The organism is Nitrosomonas europaea, assembly GCF_900167395.1.
Lineage (GTDB): Bacteria > Pseudomonadota > Gammaproteobacteria > Burkholderiales > Nitrosomonadaceae > Nitrosomonas > Nitrosomonas europaea.
The window spans coordinates 17,911-36,143 of record NZ_FUWK01000003.1 but is presented as its reverse complement, the minus strand read 5'-3'; the positions used below and the strand labels follow the sequence as shown (position 1 = coordinate 36,143).

The 18,233-nt window shown below is 49.3% G+C and carries 22 protein-coding genes and 1 tRNA gene; 12 read left to right on the top strand and 11 right to left on the bottom strand.

Annotation, left to right across the window (positions count from 1 at the left end; genetic code table 11):
• Positions 1 to 23: 23 nt before the first annotated feature.
• The 3 genes from argC to rplM all read right to left on the bottom strand — a co-directional run bounded on the left by argC (position 24) and on the right by rplM (position 2,032).
• Positions 24 to 1,052: an N-acetyl-gamma-glutamyl-phosphate reductase gene (gene argC / locus B5D58_RS01875; RefSeq protein WP_011112050.1), complete on the bottom strand. Its 1,029-nt coding sequence runs from the start codon at positions 1,050 to 1,052 to the stop codon at positions 24 to 26.
• Between the two features lie 141 nt (positions 1,053 to 1,193).
• Positions 1,194 to 1,586, bottom strand: a complete 393-nt coding sequence (gene rpsI, locus B5D58_RS01870; RefSeq protein WP_011112051.1) for a 30S ribosomal protein S9 — start codon at positions 1,584 to 1,586, stop codon at positions 1,194 to 1,196.
• Between the two features lie 11 nt (positions 1,587 to 1,597).
• Positions 1,598 to 2,032, bottom strand: coding sequence for a 50S ribosomal protein L13 (gene rplM / locus B5D58_RS01865; RefSeq protein ID WP_011112052.1), 435 nt, complete (start codon positions 2,030 to 2,032; stop codon positions 1,598 to 1,600).
• A gap of 224 nt (positions 2,033 to 2,256) precedes the next feature.
• On the opposite strand from rplM, the gene B5D58_RS01860 reads away from it, so the two are divergent.
• The 5 genes from B5D58_RS01860 to lipA all read left to right on the top strand — a co-directional run bounded on the left by B5D58_RS01860 (position 2,257) and on the right by lipA (position 6,375).
• Complete coding sequence (locus tag B5D58_RS01860) at positions 2,257 to 3,378, top strand: D-alanyl-D-alanine carboxypeptidase family protein (RefSeq protein WP_041357184.1); 1,122 nt, start codon at positions 2,257 to 2,259, stop codon at positions 3,376 to 3,378.
• A 23-nt stretch (positions 3,379 to 3,401) separates the two neighbouring features.
• Positions 3,402 to 4,262, top strand: a complete 861-nt coding sequence (locus B5D58_RS01855; RefSeq protein WP_011112054.1) for a D-amino acid aminotransferase — start codon at positions 3,402 to 3,404, stop codon at positions 4,260 to 4,262.
• A 9-nt stretch (positions 4,263 to 4,271) separates the two neighbouring features.
• Positions 4,272 to 4,535: an HP0495 family protein gene (locus tag B5D58_RS01850; protein WP_011112055.1), complete on the top strand. Its 264-nt coding sequence runs from the start codon at positions 4,272 to 4,274 to the stop codon at positions 4,533 to 4,535.
• Between the two features lie 261 nt (positions 4,536 to 4,796).
• The gene (lipB, locus tag B5D58_RS01845; protein ID WP_011112056.1) at positions 4,797 to 5,411 is read left to right on the top strand and encodes a lipoyl(octanoyl) transferase LipB; all 615 of its coding nucleotides are present in this window, start codon (positions 4,797 to 4,799) and stop codon (positions 5,409 to 5,411) included.
• A gap of 19 nt (positions 5,412 to 5,430) precedes the next feature.
• Complete coding sequence (lipA, locus tag B5D58_RS01840) at positions 5,431 to 6,375, top strand: lipoyl synthase (RefSeq protein WP_011112057.1); 945 nt, start codon at positions 5,431 to 5,433, stop codon at positions 6,373 to 6,375.
• Positions 6,376 to 6,408: 33 nt separating this feature from the next.
• Here the strand turns inward: lipA and ttcA are convergent, their stop codons facing one another.
• Complete coding sequence (gene ttcA / locus B5D58_RS01835) at positions 6,409 to 7,353, bottom strand: tRNA 2-thiocytidine(32) synthetase TtcA (protein ID WP_011112058.1); 945 nt, start codon at positions 7,351 to 7,353, stop codon at positions 6,409 to 6,411.
• A gap of 150 nt (positions 7,354 to 7,503) precedes the next feature.
• On the opposite strand from ttcA, the gene B5D58_RS01830 reads away from it, so the two are divergent.
• The 6 genes from B5D58_RS01830 (at position 7,504) to B5D58_RS01805 (ending at position 12,171) form a co-directional block, all read left to right on the top strand.
• Positions 7,504 to 7,956, top strand: coding sequence for a cupredoxin domain-containing protein (locus B5D58_RS01830; RefSeq protein WP_041356772.1), 453 nt, complete (start codon positions 7,504 to 7,506; stop codon positions 7,954 to 7,956).
• Positions 7,953 to 8,480 (top strand): DUF411 domain-containing protein, encoded by a 528-nt coding sequence (locus B5D58_RS01825; RefSeq protein WP_011112060.1) that lies wholly within the window; start codon positions 7,953 to 7,955, stop codon positions 8,478 to 8,480. The genes B5D58_RS01830 and B5D58_RS01825 overlap by 4 nt, the downstream gene beginning before the upstream one ends.
• A gap of 4 nt (positions 8,481 to 8,484) precedes the next feature.
• Positions 8,485 to 8,973 (top strand): c-type cytochrome, encoded by a 489-nt coding sequence (locus tag B5D58_RS01820; protein ID WP_143023663.1) that lies wholly within the window; start codon positions 8,485 to 8,487, stop codon positions 8,971 to 8,973.
• Between the two features lie 479 nt (positions 8,974 to 9,452).
• Complete coding sequence (locus tag B5D58_RS01815) at positions 9,453 to 10,970, top strand: CHAD domain-containing protein (protein ID WP_011112062.1); 1,518 nt, start codon at positions 9,453 to 9,455, stop codon at positions 10,968 to 10,970.
• On the top strand, positions 10,970 to 11,719 hold the full coding sequence (locus B5D58_RS01810; RefSeq protein ID WP_011112063.1) for a ParA family protein: 750 nt from the start codon (positions 10,970 to 10,972) through the stop codon (positions 11,717 to 11,719). Before B5D58_RS01815 ends, B5D58_RS01810 begins: the two co-directional genes overlap by 1 nt.
• Positions 11,716 to 12,171 carry a CYTH domain-containing protein gene (locus B5D58_RS01805; protein ID WP_011112064.1) on the top strand — a complete coding sequence of 152 codons (456 nt, stop codon included), beginning with the start codon at positions 11,716 to 11,718 and terminating at the stop codon, positions 12,169 to 12,171. Before B5D58_RS01810 ends, B5D58_RS01805 begins: the two co-directional genes overlap by 4 nt.
• Before the next feature lie 115 nt (positions 12,172 to 12,286).
• Here the strand turns inward: B5D58_RS01805 and B5D58_RS01800 are convergent.
• Together B5D58_RS01800 and B5D58_RS01795 are read right to left on the bottom strand one after the other, a co-directional pair.
• A tRNA-Arg gene (locus B5D58_RS01800) sits at positions 12,287 to 12,362 on the bottom strand.
• A gap of 302 nt (positions 12,363 to 12,664) precedes the next feature.
• A complete protein-coding gene (locus B5D58_RS01795) occupies positions 12,665 to 12,880 on the bottom strand; it encodes a DUF3460 family protein (RefSeq protein ID WP_011112065.1) in 216 nt (71 codons plus the stop codon).
• 153 nt (positions 12,881 to 13,033) lie between these two features.
• Here B5D58_RS01795 and B5D58_RS01790 point away from each other — a divergent pair, with 153 nt between their 5' ends.
• Entirely contained in the window at positions 13,034 to 14,452 is a 1,419-nt protein-coding gene (locus B5D58_RS01790; protein ID WP_011112066.1) for a homospermidine synthase, read from the top strand.
• Between the two features lie 97 nt (positions 14,453 to 14,549).
• Here the strand turns inward: B5D58_RS01790 and B5D58_RS01785 are convergent, their stop codons facing one another.
• The 5 genes from B5D58_RS01785 to B5D58_RS01765 all read right to left on the bottom strand — a co-directional run bounded on the left by B5D58_RS01785 (position 14,550) and on the right by B5D58_RS01765 (position 17,888).
• The gene (locus tag B5D58_RS01785; RefSeq protein WP_011112067.1) at positions 14,550 to 14,933 is read right to left on the bottom strand and encodes a SirB2 family protein; all 384 of its coding nucleotides are present in this window, start codon (positions 14,931 to 14,933) and stop codon (positions 14,550 to 14,552) included.
• A gap of 2 nt (positions 14,934 to 14,935) precedes the next feature.
• Complete coding sequence (locus B5D58_RS01780; RefSeq protein WP_011112068.1) at positions 14,936 to 15,412, bottom strand: hypothetical protein; 477 nt, start codon at positions 15,410 to 15,412, stop codon at positions 14,936 to 14,938.
• Positions 15,413 to 15,459: 47 nt separating this feature from the next.
• Complete coding sequence (locus B5D58_RS01775) at positions 15,460 to 15,804, bottom strand: SpoIIAA family protein (RefSeq protein ID WP_011112069.1); 345 nt, start codon at positions 15,802 to 15,804, stop codon at positions 15,460 to 15,462.
• A gap of 90 nt (positions 15,805 to 15,894) precedes the next feature.
• On the bottom strand, positions 15,895 to 16,761 hold the full coding sequence (locus B5D58_RS01770) for a DMT family transporter (protein WP_041356773.1): 867 nt from the start codon (positions 16,759 to 16,761) through the stop codon (positions 15,895 to 15,897).
• Positions 16,762 to 16,781: 20 nt separating this feature from the next.
• On the bottom strand, positions 16,782 to 17,888 hold the full coding sequence (locus B5D58_RS01765) for an aromatic ring-hydroxylating oxygenase subunit alpha (RefSeq protein WP_011112071.1): 1,107 nt from the start codon (positions 17,886 to 17,888) through the stop codon (positions 16,782 to 16,784).
• Between the last annotated feature and the right edge of the window lie 345 nt (positions 17,889 to 18,233).

Here is an 18,233-nt window from a genome sequence, read left to right as displayed (position 1 = left end):
TACTTCACTTATCAGTACACTGACTAAGGCAGCAGCGGAACATGCCGGATACCGGTCGTTTCCGGTAATCCATACATAATATTCATGTTCTGAACGGCCTGGCCGGCAGCACCTTTAACCAAATTATCGGTAACCGAGAGTATCACTGCGGTATCACCATTCCCCGGACGATGAACTGCAATCCGGCAAAAATTTGAACCACGTACCGAGCGGGTTTCCGGATGGCTGCCGGCAGGAAGCACATCGACAAAGGGCTCATTGGCATAACGGTTTTCATACAGGGTTTGCAAATCGACATCTCTGGTCAGCCTTGCGTAGAGTGTGGCATGAATCCCCCGGATCATCGGAGTCAGGTGAGGCACGAAGGTCAATCCGATCGGCCCATTCGATCTCTCGGACAGTCCCTGCCTGATTTCGGGCAAATGGCGATGTCCTGGCACAGCATAAGATTTGAAGTTATCTGATGCTTCCGCATATAAGGTATGTATTTCGGCTTTGCGACCTGCTCCGGAAACACCTGATTTGGTATCTGCAATCAGATGATCCGCATCTACTGCCCCCGCTTCGATCAGCGGAATAAAACCCAACTGCACTGCGGTTGGATAGCAACCGGGGTTGGCAATCAATCGTGCATCCCGGATTTTTTCCCGGTTGACTTCAGGCAAACCGTAAACGGCTTCGGCTACCAGCTCAGGAGCGGCATGCGTCATGCCATACCATTTTTCCCACTCAGCAACATCCTTGATACGAAAATCAGCAGCCAGGTCAATCACTTTTATTCCTGAATCGAGTAAAGCTTTTGCCTGCTGCATGGCAATCCCATTGGGAGTTGCAAAAAAAACGACATCACACTTGCTGAAATCCACTTTCGCCGGATCACTGAACTTGAGCGCAATCTGCCCGCGTAAACTGGAAAAAAGTTCATCCACTCCCGTACCTGCTTCCTGTCGGGATGTAATGACTTTAAGTTTGACTTTCGGATGCTGTACGAGAATACGTAACAGCTCGACGCCTGTATAACCTGTTCCACCTACAATGCCAGCATTGATCATCTCTGAGAAATAACGACCAGAAAGTTAATTATCCACCAAGGAATAGCAGATACCCGTTACTGCGTGCCACATACAAAACCCGATACAAAAAAGCCGCCCATGAAATGGCGGCTTTCCAGCATATTCTGAAAATAATGGCGATCAACGTTTGGAAAACTGCTTGCGACGCCTCGCTTTACGTAAACCAACCTTTTTCCGCTCTACTTCACGCGCATCTCTTGTCACAAAACCAGCTTTGCTCAGAATCGGTTTCAGTGTCTCATCATAACCGATCAGCGCACGGGTGATACCATGTCTGACTGCTCCGGCCTGCCCTGACTCACCCCCCCCGTGAATATTGACCATGATATCCAGATTAGAGGTATTTCCAGTCAGTTCCAGAGGCTGGCGGATAATCATCCGCCCTGTTTCACGGGAAAAATATTCATCAGCAGGTTTATGATTTACTGTGATGACACCTGTGCCCGGTTTGATAAAAACCCGTGCAACTGCACTTTTTCTGCGACCGGTTCCGTAATTATATTGAATAGCCATGATTTATCAGATTAAGCGTTAATTTCCAGTGGTTGCGGTTGCTGAGCCGCATGAGGATGAGTATCTCCAGCATAGATTTTCAGTTTTTTTATCATGGCATAACCAAGCGGACCCTTGGGCAACATACCTTTTACAGCTTTTTCAAGCGGCCTGGTGGGAAAACGCTCATGCATTTTCTTGAAAGTGGTCTCGTAAATACCCCCAGGGTAGCCACTGTGGCGATAATATTTCTTATCTTCAGCCTTGTTACCGGTCACTCTGAGCTTGTCGGCGTTAATGACCACGATATAATCACCCGTGTCGACATGCGGTGTATAAATAGGCTTATGTTTACCTCGCAAGCGATGGGCAATTGCTGCAGCCAGTCTGCCCAGAACTTTGTCGGTTGCATCAACCACAAACCACTCATGCCTTACTTCATGTGGTTTGGCAGAAAAGGTCTTCACTGATTTTCCTTTGTTTTTGGGTACAAGATAACCTCGAATTATGAGTCACCCTGTAGATAAAGTCAAATTCAGGATAGAAGGGACCGGGAAACAACAACCGCTATGTTTCGCAGTTACAGCAACTCGACTCACCTTCTTTACACTGCCACCGGTAAACACAGGATAATACTGTTCGATTCAAGAAATCCATGACGCGAGTTATAATCAAACTTTTGCAGATTCTCATGAAACAGTTCATTTTCTCTCTGTTTTTATTGGCGACAATTTCTCCGGCATGGTCACAGCAGCCGGAACTGGCAGTTGCAGCCAAATCTTTCATTCTGATCGATTTTCATAGCAGCCAGACACTCGCCAGTTCCAACCCGCATGAACGATTGGATCCGGCTTCACTCACTAAGCTGATGACGGCTTATGTCGTCTTCTCCGCTTTGCAACAGGAACGGATCAAGATAGACCAGGTCGTTCCTGTTTCCAACCGATCGTGGCGCATGGTGGGTTCACGCATGTTTATCGAGCCCAATAAACAGGTCACTGTCGATGAATTGATCCATGGTGTTATCGTGCAGTCGGGAAATGATGCCTGCGTTGCACTGGCAGAACTAATTGCCGGTTCAGAAGATCTGTTTGTGCACATGATGAACGAGGAAGCAAAACGCCTGGGCATGCACAACACCCATTTCACGAACTCAACCGGTCTGACTCATTCTGATCATTACAGCACTGCACATGATCTGGCTCTACTGGCTGCAGCCATTATCAGAGATTTTCCAGAACGCTATCCGCTCTATTCCTTGCGTGAATATACTTACAATGGCATTACCCAGCAAAACCGCAATCGTCTCCTGTGGACGGATCCCAATGTCGATGGCATGAAAACGGGGTGGACGGAAGCTGCCGGGTACTGCCTGGTAACTTCAGCAAAACGTGATCAGCGGCGTCTCATCTCTGTGGTAATGGGCACCGCTTCTCCCAATGCCCGCAGTATCGAAAGCCAGCGCCTGCTGAATTACGGATTCCAGTTTTTCGATACCGCTCACCCCTATAAGAAAGATCAGCCCGTGGCCAATGTTCAAATCTGGAAAGGCGCACAGAATAAACTCAAGGTCGGATTTGACCGGGATATCTATTTCTCGCTCCCCAAAGGCAAAGTCGAGGGATTGAAGGCCCGGATGGAATACCGTCAGCCGCTCATTGCCCCGATCGATCGTGGCCGGGAAGTGGGAATGGTAAAGTTCATCCTGGATGGACAGGAAATAGCCACCTACCCACTGGTTGCACTGGAGACCGTCGATACTGCCAGTTTCCTCGGGCGTTCCTGGGATAACCTTAAAATGCTGTTCAACTAACCACGCAGACAATAAAAACAGACATGATTTACCTCAATGGCAAATTTCTGCCGATGGAACAGGCTACCGTTCCAGTGCTGGATAGAGGCTTCATCTTCGGTGATGGTGTCTATGAAGTCATACCGGTTTATTCACGTAAACCGTTCCGGCTGGGCGAACATCTTTCCCGGCTGCAGCACAGTCTGGATGGCATACGTCTCCAGAATCCGCACACTGAAGAACAATGGGCTGGTCTGATCGAACGCATCATCGAGCTGAATGAAGGTGATGATCAGTACCTTTACCTGCACATTACACGCGGGGTGGCAAAACGTGACCATGCCTTTCCTCGCGAAGTAACGCCCACTGTCTTCATCATGAGCAACCCGCTTCCGGCTCCACCTGCAAAATTGCTCGTTTCCGGAGTTTCAGCGATTACCGCCAGGGATAATCGCTGGGGGCGCTGTGATATCAAAGCCATTTCACTGTTGCCAAATATCTTATTGCGCCAGCTTGCCGTGGACGCACAAGCCATGGAAACGATCCTGTTACGCGATGGTCTGTTGACCGAAGGGGCCGCCAGCAATATTTTCATCGTAAAAGACGACCTGCTGCTGACCCCCCCCAAAGATCACCGTATATTGCCTGGCATTACTTATGATGTAGTACTGGAACTGGCTGAAACACATGGTGTTCCACATGCGACAAGAGAAATATCAGAGCTTGAGTTACGTACTGCACGGGAAATCATGCTGACTTCTTCCACCAAAGAAATTCTCCCGATCACACAGCTGGATGGACAACCGATCGGTAATGGCACCCCAGGGCCAGTATTTCAGCAACTGGATCGGCTCTATCAGGCATATAAGCTGGAAGTCATGCGCGGGCATGCTCCACGCCAGTAATACAATCCCATGACAGAAGAATCACTCATTGAATATCCTTGCGATTTTCCGATAAAAATCATGGGAAAGTCACAACAGGGATTCACTCAGTCTGTTCTGAGTATCGTCAAAACCTATGCACCTGATTTTGATGACACCACCCTTGAAGTTCGTTCCAGCAGAAATGGTGCTTATCTGAGCCTGACCTGCACAATTCAGGCAACTTCACGCACACAACTGGATTCTCTCTATCAGGCACTGCATGATCATCCAATGGTAACCATGCTGCTCTAAGGAACCTCTGAAAAACGTCGACGAGGTAGTCAGTTCAAGGCAAAATCGGCGAAAAAGCGGAGTTTATACGTATAAATGAGCATTTTAAGCCGATTTTTAACGCAGAAATAGCAACGCAGGCAGTTTTTCAGAGGTTCCTAAGCAATTCAATACCAATAATCTTCATGCTCATTGCTGCAATGAAATTGATCTGCAAGAAGATAAACGCTCAGCTCTGAATGATTTTTCACGGGCTGAATCATAAACCGGGCAACAGGCAATATGTTCACCGTTACCGTAAAAAATATGGGGACCACTGAGTACCTCACTGCCTGGCAGGCCATGAAAAATTTTACGGCCCAGCGCACCTGTGAAACCCCGGATGAGATCTGGCTGCTGGAACATCCGCCCGTTTACACCCAGGGAATTGCCGGAAAACCTGAACACCTGCTTTTCCCGAATCAGATCCCGGTCATCAAAACCGACCGGGGCGGACAAATCACTTATCACGGCCCGGGACAGATCATTCTCTACCTGTTACTGGACTTGCATCGCTGGCGACTGAACATCAGACAACTGGTCAGAAAAATGGAAGGTGCCGTGATAGACTTGCTGAGCGAATATGATGTCGTTGCACAAGGCGATGAAAATGCGCCGGGTGTTTACGTCGACGGTGCCAAAATTGCCTCTTTGGGGCTGAAAATCAGACGCGGAGCCTGCTATCACGGCATAGCCTTCAATGCCGATATGGATCTTACGCCCTTCACCGCGATCAACCCCTGCGGCTATCGTGGTTTGCGTGTTACGCAGGCAAAAGACCTTGGCATAGCAGATTGCAAAGAGATGCTCGCCACCAAACTGGCACAGAGTTTCATTAATCAACTAACCGATGTTTAACAAAGGATAACCATTACTCATGGCCGCTGACACCCATCAACGAGGTGCCGCCAAAACGGCACGCAACCCGGTCAAAATCGATCTGGAACAATCCGGACAGTTATTGCGCAAGCCTTCCTGGATTCGTGTACGTTCATCCAACAGTCAGAAATATCTGGAAGTAAAACGTCTGCTGCGTGAAAACAGATTACATACCGTTTGTGAGGAAGCCTCCTGCCCGAATATCGGGGAATGCTTCGGTCGTGGCACAGCAACATTCATGATACTCGGTGATCTGTGCACCAGACGCTGCCCGTTTTGTGATGTGGCACACGGCCGGCCTCATGCGCCCGATCCTGATGAGCCGATGCACCTGGCCAATTCCATTGCGGTACTGAAGCTCAATTATGTCGTCATTACCAGCGTGGACCGTGATGACCTCAGAGATGGCGGTGCGCAACACTTTGCAGACTGTATCCGCGCAATTCGTACCCAGTCTCCACAAACACGGATCGAGATTCTCGTCCCCGATTTTCGCGGCAGACTGGAAGTGGCGCTGGAAAAACTGTCTGCCTGCCCGCCTGACGTGATGAACCATAATCTGGAGACCGTACCACGCCTGTATAAGCAATGCCGGCCGGGCGCAGATTACATGCATTCATTACAGCTGCTCAAGGATTTCAAGGCAGCTTTCCCTCATATCCCGACCAAGTCCGGTCTGATGCTTGGACTGGGAGAAACCGATGAAGAAATCATCGAGGTCATGCGCGATTTACGCGCACATCAGGTTGATATGCTGACTGTTGGCCAATATCTGCAGCCCAGCAAAGGACACCACCCCGTCATGCGTTACGTTTCACCCGAAGATTTCAAAACCTTCGAGCGCATCGCTACAAATCTGGGATTCAGCCATGCTGCTTGCGGTCCGATGGTGCGTTCGAGTTACCATGCTGATCAGCAGGCGCACGAAGCTGGCATTGAATAAAAAACAATGTCGATCAGGAGCGATCGATAATTCTTATATCACCCCGCCTTGGACAGCCCCGCCATCATGCTCATTCTCCGGTTCGAATGTGGAATCATCGTCATGATCCATATCGACCGGAATAACGGAAAGGGGCTCTTCATCAAACGCTTTATCACCTTCTTCAATCGCAATACCGTGAGGTTTGAGTCCGACAAAATCATACCGGCTGGTATCCGCCAAATGTGAAAGTTGAATATTCTGTAAAGCAGTAAACATCGTTTCAAGCCGGCCGGGATATTTTTTATCCCATTGCTGCATCATTTCCTTGATCACCTGTCGCTGCAGGTTCGGCTGCGAACCACACAAATTACAGGGAATGATAGGAAATTGTGCATGCCAGGCATAAGCCGCCAAATCCTTTTCCTTACAATACGCCAGCGGCCGGATCACCACATGGCATCCATCATCGCTCACCAGTTTGGGAGGCATTGCTTTCAGCTTACCTCCGTAAAACATGTTCAGAAAAAAGGTCTCCAGAATATCGTCCCGATGGTGCCCCAGCGCAATCTTGGTGGCGCCCAGCTCGGTCGCCACCCGGTAAAGCACACCTCTGCGCAGACGAGAACACAAGCTACAGGTTGTTTTCCCTTCCGCAATCACCCGCTTTACAACGCTGTAAGTATCCTGTTCCACGATACGAAAGGGCATATTTATTTCTGACAGATAGCCCGGCAATACATGTTCAGGAAAACCTGGTTGCTTCTGATCCAGGTTGACAGCAATCAACTCAAAATCCAATGGTGCATGTGCCTGTAGATTGCGCAGAATATCCAGCAATGCGTAGCTGTCCTTACCACCGGACAGGCACACCATGACCCGATCACCTTTCTCGATCATGTTGAAATCGGCAATAGCAGTTCCAACGAGGCGCCGCAACCGCTTACGCAACTTGTTGGCGTTATAATCAGCCTTTCTGGAAAGTGTTTCTGTAACCATATGGATTCCGGGTATACCTAGCGGAGAATGCAAATGAAAAATAAATGGAAATGAACGGGATCAGAATGCAGAGAAATGTTCGTGTAGTATTAATGGTCAAATAAAACAACAACCAGTAATTCCGATCTTCTGCTCACAATGGAGGAACATATGAAAAAAACTTTGATCGTATTCCTCATGCTTTCTTGTCTGGGATCTGTTGGCGCTTATGCTACAGCAAACCACAGCCATGCAGCAATCGGTGAACCAGGTGTTCAGGAAAACGTCACACGTACAATCAGACTTGAAGCATACGAATACCGCTTCTCACCTTCTGAAATCAATATCAAACAAGGCGAAACCATCCGATTCATCGTCAAAAATACGGGAAAAAAGAAACATGAAATGATGATAGATACCATGCAACATCTCAGAGAGCATGAAAAAATGATGCGCCAGCACGACCATGGCGCACACACTGAACCTAATCAAATAATACTCGAGCCTGGCGAAGAAAAAGAGTTGATATGGCATTTCACTCAAGCAGGGACTATTGACTTCGCTTGTCCGGTCCCTGGTCATTTCAAAGGAATGCGAGGCAAAATTATTGTGGAGAGCAAATGAAAATACAATTTAACAGATTCCTTACCCGTTCCTTACTGACGGCTGCATTAACAGGAGCTGCCAGCATGGCAGCTGCAGCAACCATGGAAGTGTACAAAAGTCCGACTTGCGGCTGTTGCGCCAAATGGGTCGATCACATGCGCGACAACGGGTTTACCGTCAACATCCACGACATTGGTAACGATGAAGCCAGGGCAGAAGCCGGCATCCTCCCCGAGCTCGGATCATGCCACACCGCTTTGGTCAATGGCTACGCCATAGAAGGACATGTCCCTGCGGATGACATCAAGCAACTTCTGAAAGAACGCCCCCGTGCAGTCGGATTATCAGCGCCCGGCATGCCACATGGTTCTCCCGGTATGGAAACCGGACGTGTCGATTCCTATAACGTATTGCTGATCAGGAAACCTGGAGATAAGCGCAGTGCAACCGAAATTTATAACCGATATGGCCCGGGAAAATCCGGGGCAGCAGAGAAAACATCCGAAAACAGCACAACCGACTCAGTGTTAAGGCTCAAATAACGTGATGCCTGCAAGAGTTCTACTGCTCGTATCCCTGTTTCTCATTGTCGCCTGCTCGGAACAACGCGATACCGGGCAGACTGGTAATACACTGACACTCGATCAGATTCTGGGCAGAGACTTATCTCCGGAACAGGTCACGCGCAATTTTGACCCCGAACAGGTTGCACGCGGACAGGCTCTTTTCCGGAAAAATTGTGCAGCATGCCATGGGCAAAATGCGGAAGGTACTCCAGACTGGCGCAAGCCTCTGGAGAATGGCAGATACCCGCCCCCGCCATTGGATGGAACAGCACATGCCTGGCACCATTCCACGGAGGAGCTGAAAAACTTCATTCTGAACGGTGGTCCTCCGGGGGAAGGGCGTATGCCCGGCTGGGCAGGGATACTGGCAGATCAGGAAGTCGATGACATTCTGGTCTGGATCAAATCCCTGTGGCCAGATGAAGTCTATCAGGGCTGGTATACTAGAATCGAGAACAGGCCGAAATAATTTGCTGGAACCACTCTTCTTGGGTTCTGCTGCCAGATCTTCAAGATTGTGTAGTGTTGCTACGCTGGCATATTCGTTCCATTGAAAGTCAAAATCCTTCACGGAAAACCATCCGCCGGCAAATTATCTGCCAGATAGCTTGCCGGCATTCTCTTCTTTGCTACTGTAGAAAATTCAAATCATGAGTTCTCCCCCGGTACCTCCTCATCATGGAGGAGACCGGCATTTACGCCAATGATATTGATTTCAATTGGCAGCATCAAAAAAGCATCGAAAAATGAACCAGTTTGTATCGTCCACTCGTCATATATCTGTCACACACATATCATAATGTGACGTCATGGCGTCACAGGATCGGATGATTGGATCCCAGCCATGGTGGAGATCAGGATGATCGTGATCATAGAAGAAACAAGCATGCAAAAAATTATTGAAATACTCATCGAAAACGATTTGGATCGTTCAAGCGAGCCAAAGGAATGAATTCAAAGTCCGCGAATTACTATATGTCGGTCGAGCAACTGAGTAATTTGGCAGGTAGCGACATTCAGGGATTGGTGCCGATACTGGACTGGGACGAGAACGAATACAGTTTTGCGATCCTCGATTGCTTTGAGCAAAGCCTGCGAAAATCGCAAAGGCTGTTATTCGTGATTGATGAGCAGGTGGAACTGTTGACAACGGAAGGGATAATTCTGAGCCAGCACGCCAGACCGGATACCCGATTTGTCACGGGATTTCAGGAAGGGCCGGTAAAGGAAGCGCTGACGGGCCTGTCACCACTCCGGGCGCTGCTCACCGTAGCGTCGGGCACAATGAGAAATGGAAAACTCTCGCTGATCGACAATGAGGGCAAAACCCACACACGAGCCGGGCTGCGGGAACTCATGCCAATCAGTGGCAAAGCAGTCGTACTGATTACGCCACAGGGGCTACGTGGCTACGATCAAGCGCTGGACGATCTGACAGCGCACATACGCACCAGTGGCGGGACACCATTGACCGCGGGTAACCTTTATCGGATGATCGACCACGCTTGTGTCGATTACGTCGCCAAGCCGACAATCGAGATCCATCAAGAGGAAACTGCCTTCGATACGGCGACCAATCTGATCGACAGCTATCTCTCCATCGTCCGGATGAATGAATACGGCATCATCCATGATCTCGATACTGAGTTCCTGCATGACTACCGTATCGCCCTGCGCAAGATCCGCTCGATACTGAGCCTGTTCAAGGGCGTCTATGACATTGACCAGGCTCACCAACTCAAAATACGCTTTTCCGCACTAATGACTCCTACGGGGCCGCTTCGTGATCTTGATGTCTATCTGCTGGAGCAGGAATCTTTCTACTCTCTCGTGCCCCACACGATGCATAGCGGGCTGGATGCAATGTTTTCGCTAATGCGCAGCAGGCGTACGGACGAACAGGCCCGCCTGGCGATCCATCTCAAGATCGGTCGCTACAAAAAAGAGATAAAGGCGCTCACGAAACTGTTCTCGAAGAAGCGTAAACTGAAACCGGGACCTAATTCCAGTCGCACCTCCTACGATTTCGCCTGTGAACTGATCTGGAAACGCTATCGCAAGATCTGCCGCCTCGCCGCAACTATAAATGTCGCTACTCCAGACCAGGAAATCCATCAGTTGCGCATCGAATGCAAGAAACTACGCTATCCGATGGAATTCTTCAGTGCTGTTTTCCCACAAGAACCATTTGACAGCTTGCTGAAATCATTGAAACGACTTCAGGATTCACTGGGCCTGTTCAACGACTGCGTGGTTCAACAGATCAACCTTCAGGCATTTGTCGATGACCTCAATGACGAACAGCATCAGCTTGAAATCACTCAGAGCATTGGTTCGCTGATTACCATTCTGTACCAGCGTCAATCCGCCGAGCGTGAAAAAATCACGAATGCCTTTGTACGTTTCAGCAGCGACCGCATGCAGCGGTCTTTCCGCACACTGTTCCAAAGTAGAAAGGAGTTCTGATGCAGATCGTTGCCTGTTATTCCAACAAAGGCGGAGTCGGGAAAACTGCCACCGCTGTCAATCTTGCCTATGCCTTCGCAACATCTGGCCGGAGGACGCTGCTATGCGATCTTGATCCACAAGGTGCGTCAGGGTTTTACTTTCGCGTAAAACCATCGAAAAAATTGACAGAAGCACGTTTTTTCGAGGATGTCGAACATTTTACCAAGTCGATACGCGGCAGCGATTACGACAATCTCGATATTCTGCCCGCGAACATGAGCTTTCGCGATTTCGATGTCTTTCTGTCGAAGATGAAAGATGCACGTTCACGTCTGAAAAAGGCTCTGAAGGCGGTAAAAGGTGATTACGATATCGTGCTGCTCGACTGTCCTCCCAACATCTCTATTCTGTCGGAAAATATCTTCCGCGCGGCAGATGCGGTCGTGACACCAGTGATTCCCACGACACTTTCGCAACGTACTTTCGAACAGTTACTGGAATTCTTCCGCGAACACGATCTGCCGATGGAAAAGATTCATGCCTTTTTCTCGATGATCCAGGGAACCAAAACCTTGCATGGGGAGATGATCGTTGAACTGACACATAATTATCCCAAACGAATCATGGCCGCAAAGATCCCCTTCGCCTCCGAAATCGAGCGGATGGGAGTGGTACGGGCCCCTGTTCTCGCGACCGCACCGGACAGTCCGGCAGGTAAGGCGTATCAGGCACTGTTTGATGAACTTCTTGAGCGGATAGTACCGTGACCGAGATCGAACGCAAATTTCTCGTGGCAACTTTCCCTGACGGCGAATTGCACGCTGTTCCGCTCCGTCAGGGCTATCTGACCACCCCCACAGATTCAATCGAGCTGCGCTTGCGTCAGCAAGGCACAGAATATTTCATGACGCTGAAATCCGAGGGTGGATTATCCCGACAGGAGTATGAAATTCAGATCGATGTGACTCAGTTCGAAATGCTGTGGCCTGCCACAGAGGGGCGGCGTGTAGAGAAAACCCGGTACAGTGGAAAGCTGCCCGATGGACAGCTCTTCGAACTCGATGTCTTTGCCGGACATCTGTCACCCCTGATGCTGGTTGAGGTGGAGTTCCTTTCAGAAGATGCCGCACAGGCATTCATACCACCGCCGTGGTTCGGGGAAGAAGTAACCGAAGACAAGCGCTACAAGAATAAGGCACTCGCTCTTTCTATCCCTTGAACGGCGGGCAGAAAGGTTCAGGATATCTCATACTCGGATGCGGGTAAGGTTATGGGAGTCAGTTGCTTTTCTGTCCATTGAGGTGCACACCTCGACTGCCCTCAAACAGTTCAAGTGGCGCGCCCAACACGATTCGAACGTGTGACCCCTGCCTTCGGAGGGCAGTACTCTATCCACTGAGCTATGGGCGCCTGGGAGAACCTGCTGACGCTCTATTTCTCGTTCCATCAAAGAAGTTTAAGAAACGGCAGGGTAAATATGTAAGACTCTGGATATCTTGTTACTGATCTGAAACATTACCGTCAGATACAGTGAACCGGAGTGAGCGATCTCAAACCATCAGATAAAATCATGCTCCGGATCGATCAATACTCCGGCCCGATAAACAACAACGGACACTGTAATACCCGTAAGAAAACAGGCCGCCGCAATTATACTACCTTCCAACCGCCATTTGAACGTACTGCCGCGGAAAAACACAGGAAGCAGGCAACTATTTTTCTGTTTCTTGTTCTTGATCTGGCCACGAAAAATATACGTAGCTTCTCTGTGGCACTTCGGCTTCCTCGAAGCATTTCAAAGCTTCACGATCCACATCTTTATCCCACCAGATTGCACGCGCTTCTTTTTGTTTTTCGATAAGTTCGGGTCGTTTTGCAAACAATTCCCGCATAAATTTGGTGTGTTCCGATTCGTAGAAATAATCCATCCTGATTTGCCCCTGAAATCACTAATATATACAATCTGCTCCTTTCACCCTCTGGCAGCGGCTTTTTATCTCCACGCCCGCCTATCCTGAGCTTTTCAATCATTATAAATCAGTATCAGCAACAAAATCACCAGGGAGGAAAATATCTGATCGATGGACAGGTATGAAAAATTCGCAGCACCTGCAGGCAAATTCATTTTGATAGGTTTTGGAAGTGTCGGACAAGGTTTCCTCCCGTTATTACTCAGGCATTTTGACCTCCCGCGCGAACGCATTCTAATCATTACCGGTGACGATACAGGAAGAGCACAAGCGGAAAAGGAGCAGATTTCTTTCAAAGTCTGCCCGCTTACTCCCGGGAATTACAGAGAAATCCTGAACTCGATAGTAGAACATGGTGATTTTCTGCTCAATCTGTCCGTCAATGTCTCAAGCCTTGCGCTGATCGAATACTGCCATGAACGGGAAATACTCTATCTCGATGCCTGTATAGAGCCATGGCCGGGCGGTTATACCAATATTCATATTTCTCCTTCAGAACGCTCGAATTATGGTTTTCGGGAACAGGCACTGGCACTCCGCCAGAAACTCGGTGGCGGCACGACGGCAGTACTTTGCCATGGCGCCAACCCTGGTCTGATTTCTCATTGGGTCAAGCGGGCTTTGCTGAATATTGCGCACGACATTGAAGGCATTACCACCGTTCCCCGAACACAAGACGAGTGGGGTCAGCTTGCACAAAAACTGGATATAAAAATCATGCAATGCGCCGAAAGAGATACCCAGATCGCCAGACCGTTCAAGCACATCAACGAGTTTGTGAATACCTGGTCAATCGACGGTTTCATCGGAGAAGGACAGCAACCGGCCGAGCTGGGTTGGGGAAGCCACGAAAAATATGAACCGGCAGACGCCCGGCACCACCGTTTCGGCTGTGATGCCGCCATTTATCTGCAACGCCCCGGTATGCGCACACAGGTTCTTGGCTGGACACCATTGACCGGCACTTATCAGGGCTTTCTGATCACTCACTCGGAATCTATTTCGATCGCGAATTACTTTACCCTTAAAAATGGGAACGATGCTCACTATCGCCCTACCGTTTACTACGCCTACCACCCCACCGATGCCACCATGCTGTCGATCAATGAATTCAGCGGAAGCAATTTCAGGCTGCAGAATAATGTACGCCTGCTGATGCATGACATCGAACAGGGCACTGATGCACTCGGGGTAGCATTGATGGGACACGCCCGGGGAATCTACTGGTATGGTTCGATGCTATCGATCGAGCAAGCTCGTGATCTTGCCCCTTACAACAATGCCACCAGCCTGCAGGTAGCAGCAGGAATACTGGGTGGAACGGTCTGGGCAATCGAAAACCCGGCATCAGGAATCGTCGAACCGGATGAAATGTCATTTGAACGGGTACTGCAGGTTGCCACACCTTATCTGGGAGAAGTGACCGGTCGATATAGTGACTGGACACCTCTTCAGGGCAGGCAGGCGTTATTCGAGGAAGATCTGGATACTTCCGATCCCTGGCAATTCAAAAATTTCCGGATAAGCTGAAATCAGGCTGAAAAGACCTGATTGAATCCATGGCAGCAGCCCGGGGATTCACGAACACGCAACGATTGCAGTATTGTCAGTTACTGCCAGCCCGATATCAGAACAAAAGAGGATTTTTTGTCAGGGCAACCGATACGATATAGGCAAATACAATCTGTGCCAATATCCAAGCCATCACTTTTGCCCGGCGTATCTTACCCAGTCTGAAAGCAACGAGGCCAAGCATGATATAGAGCAGCAGACCGATGATTTTAGCGGCCAGCCAGGTTTCGACGAGCGGGTTTCTATGAGTCAAAACCGCCAGTGCAACAGCGCTTAGCAACAAAACCGTGTCATTGATATGCGGAGCAATCTTTACCCAGCGTTGCCGTAAACGGGAGGAAGCATTTAGCATCCATATTCCGCGTAGTACGAATAACGTGTAGCTGATGGCTACGCACGTCACGTGCAGATGTTTCAGTATCAGATAGTCGATCATCATTCTCAGAAAAATGACCAGCCGTGACTTCCCGCAACGGCACCAGCAGCGGTAATCAGGCTGAGACTCAGTAGCAGCCAGTGCATTCTCTGCATTCTGGCTAGCGTAGCTTCAGGATCCTGTTGCGCATTTTCGCTGACTTTTTTATGCATCACACGCGGTTCTAGCACGAACAAAAACAGAGTGAATATGCCCCACACCAGCACCATGGCGTGCATCCACCAGAAGCGAATCTCAGTAAAGCGATGCCAGGCATCGAGAACATGGATCATATAAAAGCCGGTCAACCCGACCAGCAGCGTGGTGAACCGTGCCTGACGTGCAAAACGTTTCTCAATACGGTGAAAAATATCCATCCGGTCAAAAACCGGCGGCATTCTTGCGATTACCGGCAACAGCGTACTTGTCACCATCGCGACACCGCCTATCCACAGCACGACTCCCAGTACATGCAGCACCCTTGCCAGCACAAAATCATCCATATCAACCACTCTCCACCTATCTAACCGAATACTACATCTCTATCCGATTAGATCCTGGCCCAGCCATATGCCTCATCATAATCAGAAAACACGACGACATCCGCATCGGTAAACAAATTGGAAACCCATGCACTCCACACCTGCCACTGGCTGTCAGTCACCACTGCCACTCGATTGATTTTACTGCCATGCTCACGCATGAACCTGATTTCCTTCCATGCGACATCCACCGAATAGGACACCATGTCACGCAAATCCAGCAGTAAATTGGCTTCCCCGTTGAAGTGAAACTGGTAGAGCACCTGATCTTCAAATTGTCTGAAATCATCCAGGGTAAATTCCCCGATAACAGCGACCACAATAAGATTGCCGGTTTCTTCAATATTGATCATCGATCATAAGCTCCAAGTGATGAATGTTAATCATAGACAAACAACAGTGCTGGCGTCACCCGATATTCCGGCACCCCATTTCACAGAATATCAGTCATCCAGCGTAACGATGCTCGAATTGCGCACCGGTATTCCCCGGATACTCAGCAATCCCCCCAGTATGATCAGTCCCATTCCCACCCAGGCAGAAACAGGCAGGCGTGCATCCCAGAAGAACAGATCCATCAATCCTGCGAACAGCACTGAACTATAGGAAAGTACTCCGACAATGAGAATATTGCTCCCCCGGTGCGCACGGGAAATAGCCAGCTGCGCCAGAGTTGCCGTGACTCCGATACCCAGCGCCAGTGTCAGACTTTGCAGACTGACCGCGCTGAACGCGGTAAATGTCAGCCATAAACCGGTGGCAACCGTACATACCAGTGTAAAGTAAAACACGGTGAGCCAGTCGGATTCACCCAGCTCACTCAACTGCCTGACATGGAAGTGCGCAATGCCTGCAAACAGGCCGGAGCCAATACCGATCAGCGCCAGATACCATTGACCTTCCGCCAGAGTGGGTCTGAGCAGGAAGATGACTCCAATGAAACCCACTACCAACGCCCCCGCCAGCAACCAGCTGAATTCCTCTTTCAGTAATATCATGGCCAGAAATGCCAGAAAAAGGGGCCAGGTGTTATTCAACGAAATCGCGGTCGCCAGTGGCAACTGCAAAATACAGTAAAAAAACAGCAACACTCCACCCAATCCGGATAATCCACGCCAGCAATGGCTCTTCCAGTGTTCCGTCACGAGGGGCATGCCATAAGCACGCATGACCAGAAAAGTTGTAATCACCCCCACCAGCGAACGGTAAAATACCAGTTCGGTATTGGAAAAGAATGCGGCAGCAAGTTTGACCAGCACTCCCATACAGGCGAACATAAAGCCTGCCACCAGCATCCATAATGAGGCCATTCTGGTTGCAAAACTCCGGCTCAGTACAGATGAGACTCGATTTCACGGCGGAGGAAGCGGTGGAAATGCTCCATTCCTGCTTCCATCGGTTGCTGATATGGACCTGTTTCGTTCACCCCCTGCTCATACAGCGCGCGCCGGCCTGCCGTAATTCGCCTGCAGATTTCATCATCTTCTCTGGCTGTCTCCCGGTAGGCAGCTTGCTCTCTTTCCACAAACTCGCGTTCAAACAGGGCGATTTCTTCCGGATAATAAAATTCGACGATATTCATGCACTGCTCTATTCCGGTTGGCAGCAGCGTGCTGACAACGAGTGTATTCGGATACCATTCAAGCATGACATTAGGATAATAAAGCAGCCAGATCGCACCATGACGGGGAATCTGCTGATTATTCTGTTGCAACACCTGTGCGTGCCATTTCTGGTAAACCTCGGAACCGGCGTGACTGAAATCAGGATTCACACCAACGGTCTGCACGCTGTACCAATCACCGAATTCCCATTCAAGCTGTCTGGTATTCACAAAATGGCCCAACCCCGGATGAAAGGGATCGACATGGTAATCTTCCAGATAAACCTCGATGAAGGTTTTCCAGTTGCACTGATAGTGGTCTATCTGAACACGATCCAGTACATACCCTGAGAAATCCAGCTCGTTACGTGAGCCCATCCCTGCAAGATCCCGGTTAATGTCACGCTTGCCGGCAAAAATCATCCCGTTCCAACGCTGCAAAATCGTTTTACCCAGATTCAGGCAAGGATTCTTACTGAAATGTGGTGCTCCCAGCAATTTGCCATCCATTGCATAAGTCCAGCGGTGAATCGGGCACACTATATTTCTGGAACTGCCCCGTCCCTCCAGAATGGTTGCCTGACGATGGCGACAAATATTCGACAGCAGTTCGATACCATTCTCGTTACGAACCAGGATTCTGGCATTGTTTTGTGTGGCCGGCACATAGTAATCACCCATCTCCGGCACCATCAATTCGTGCCCGACATACCCGGGCCCCTGGTCAAACAACAGCTGTTTTTCCAGCTCGAAGATCCGCGGATCTAAGTACCAGTCAACAGAAAGTTGCGGTTGTGCAACAGCAGTATCAGGAGTTTGTACAAAGCTGGACATATATTTTCAGTACCACCTCTCAGTCAGGAATAAATATCAGAACCAACCGGGAAAGAATTAAATTTTGTCGCGACAGAATACCTTAGCAGTGAATATGATCTTTTTCCACAAAATCAAACCGCAATGGCAAAAGAACATCCCTCGCCCGTAGATGCCCCTGCCGCGGGTATGATGATGCCAAACGGACTGCGAACCTGCCACTTCAAGATTTAAACCACACTACTTTACTCATCGACTATAATCAGGCGCTGATATCAGGTTCACAATCTGCAAAAACCGTTAAAGTGGCGCATTATCCTCTTCTATTACAGGATTACAATTGTAATATGCCACCAACGAGCGGAT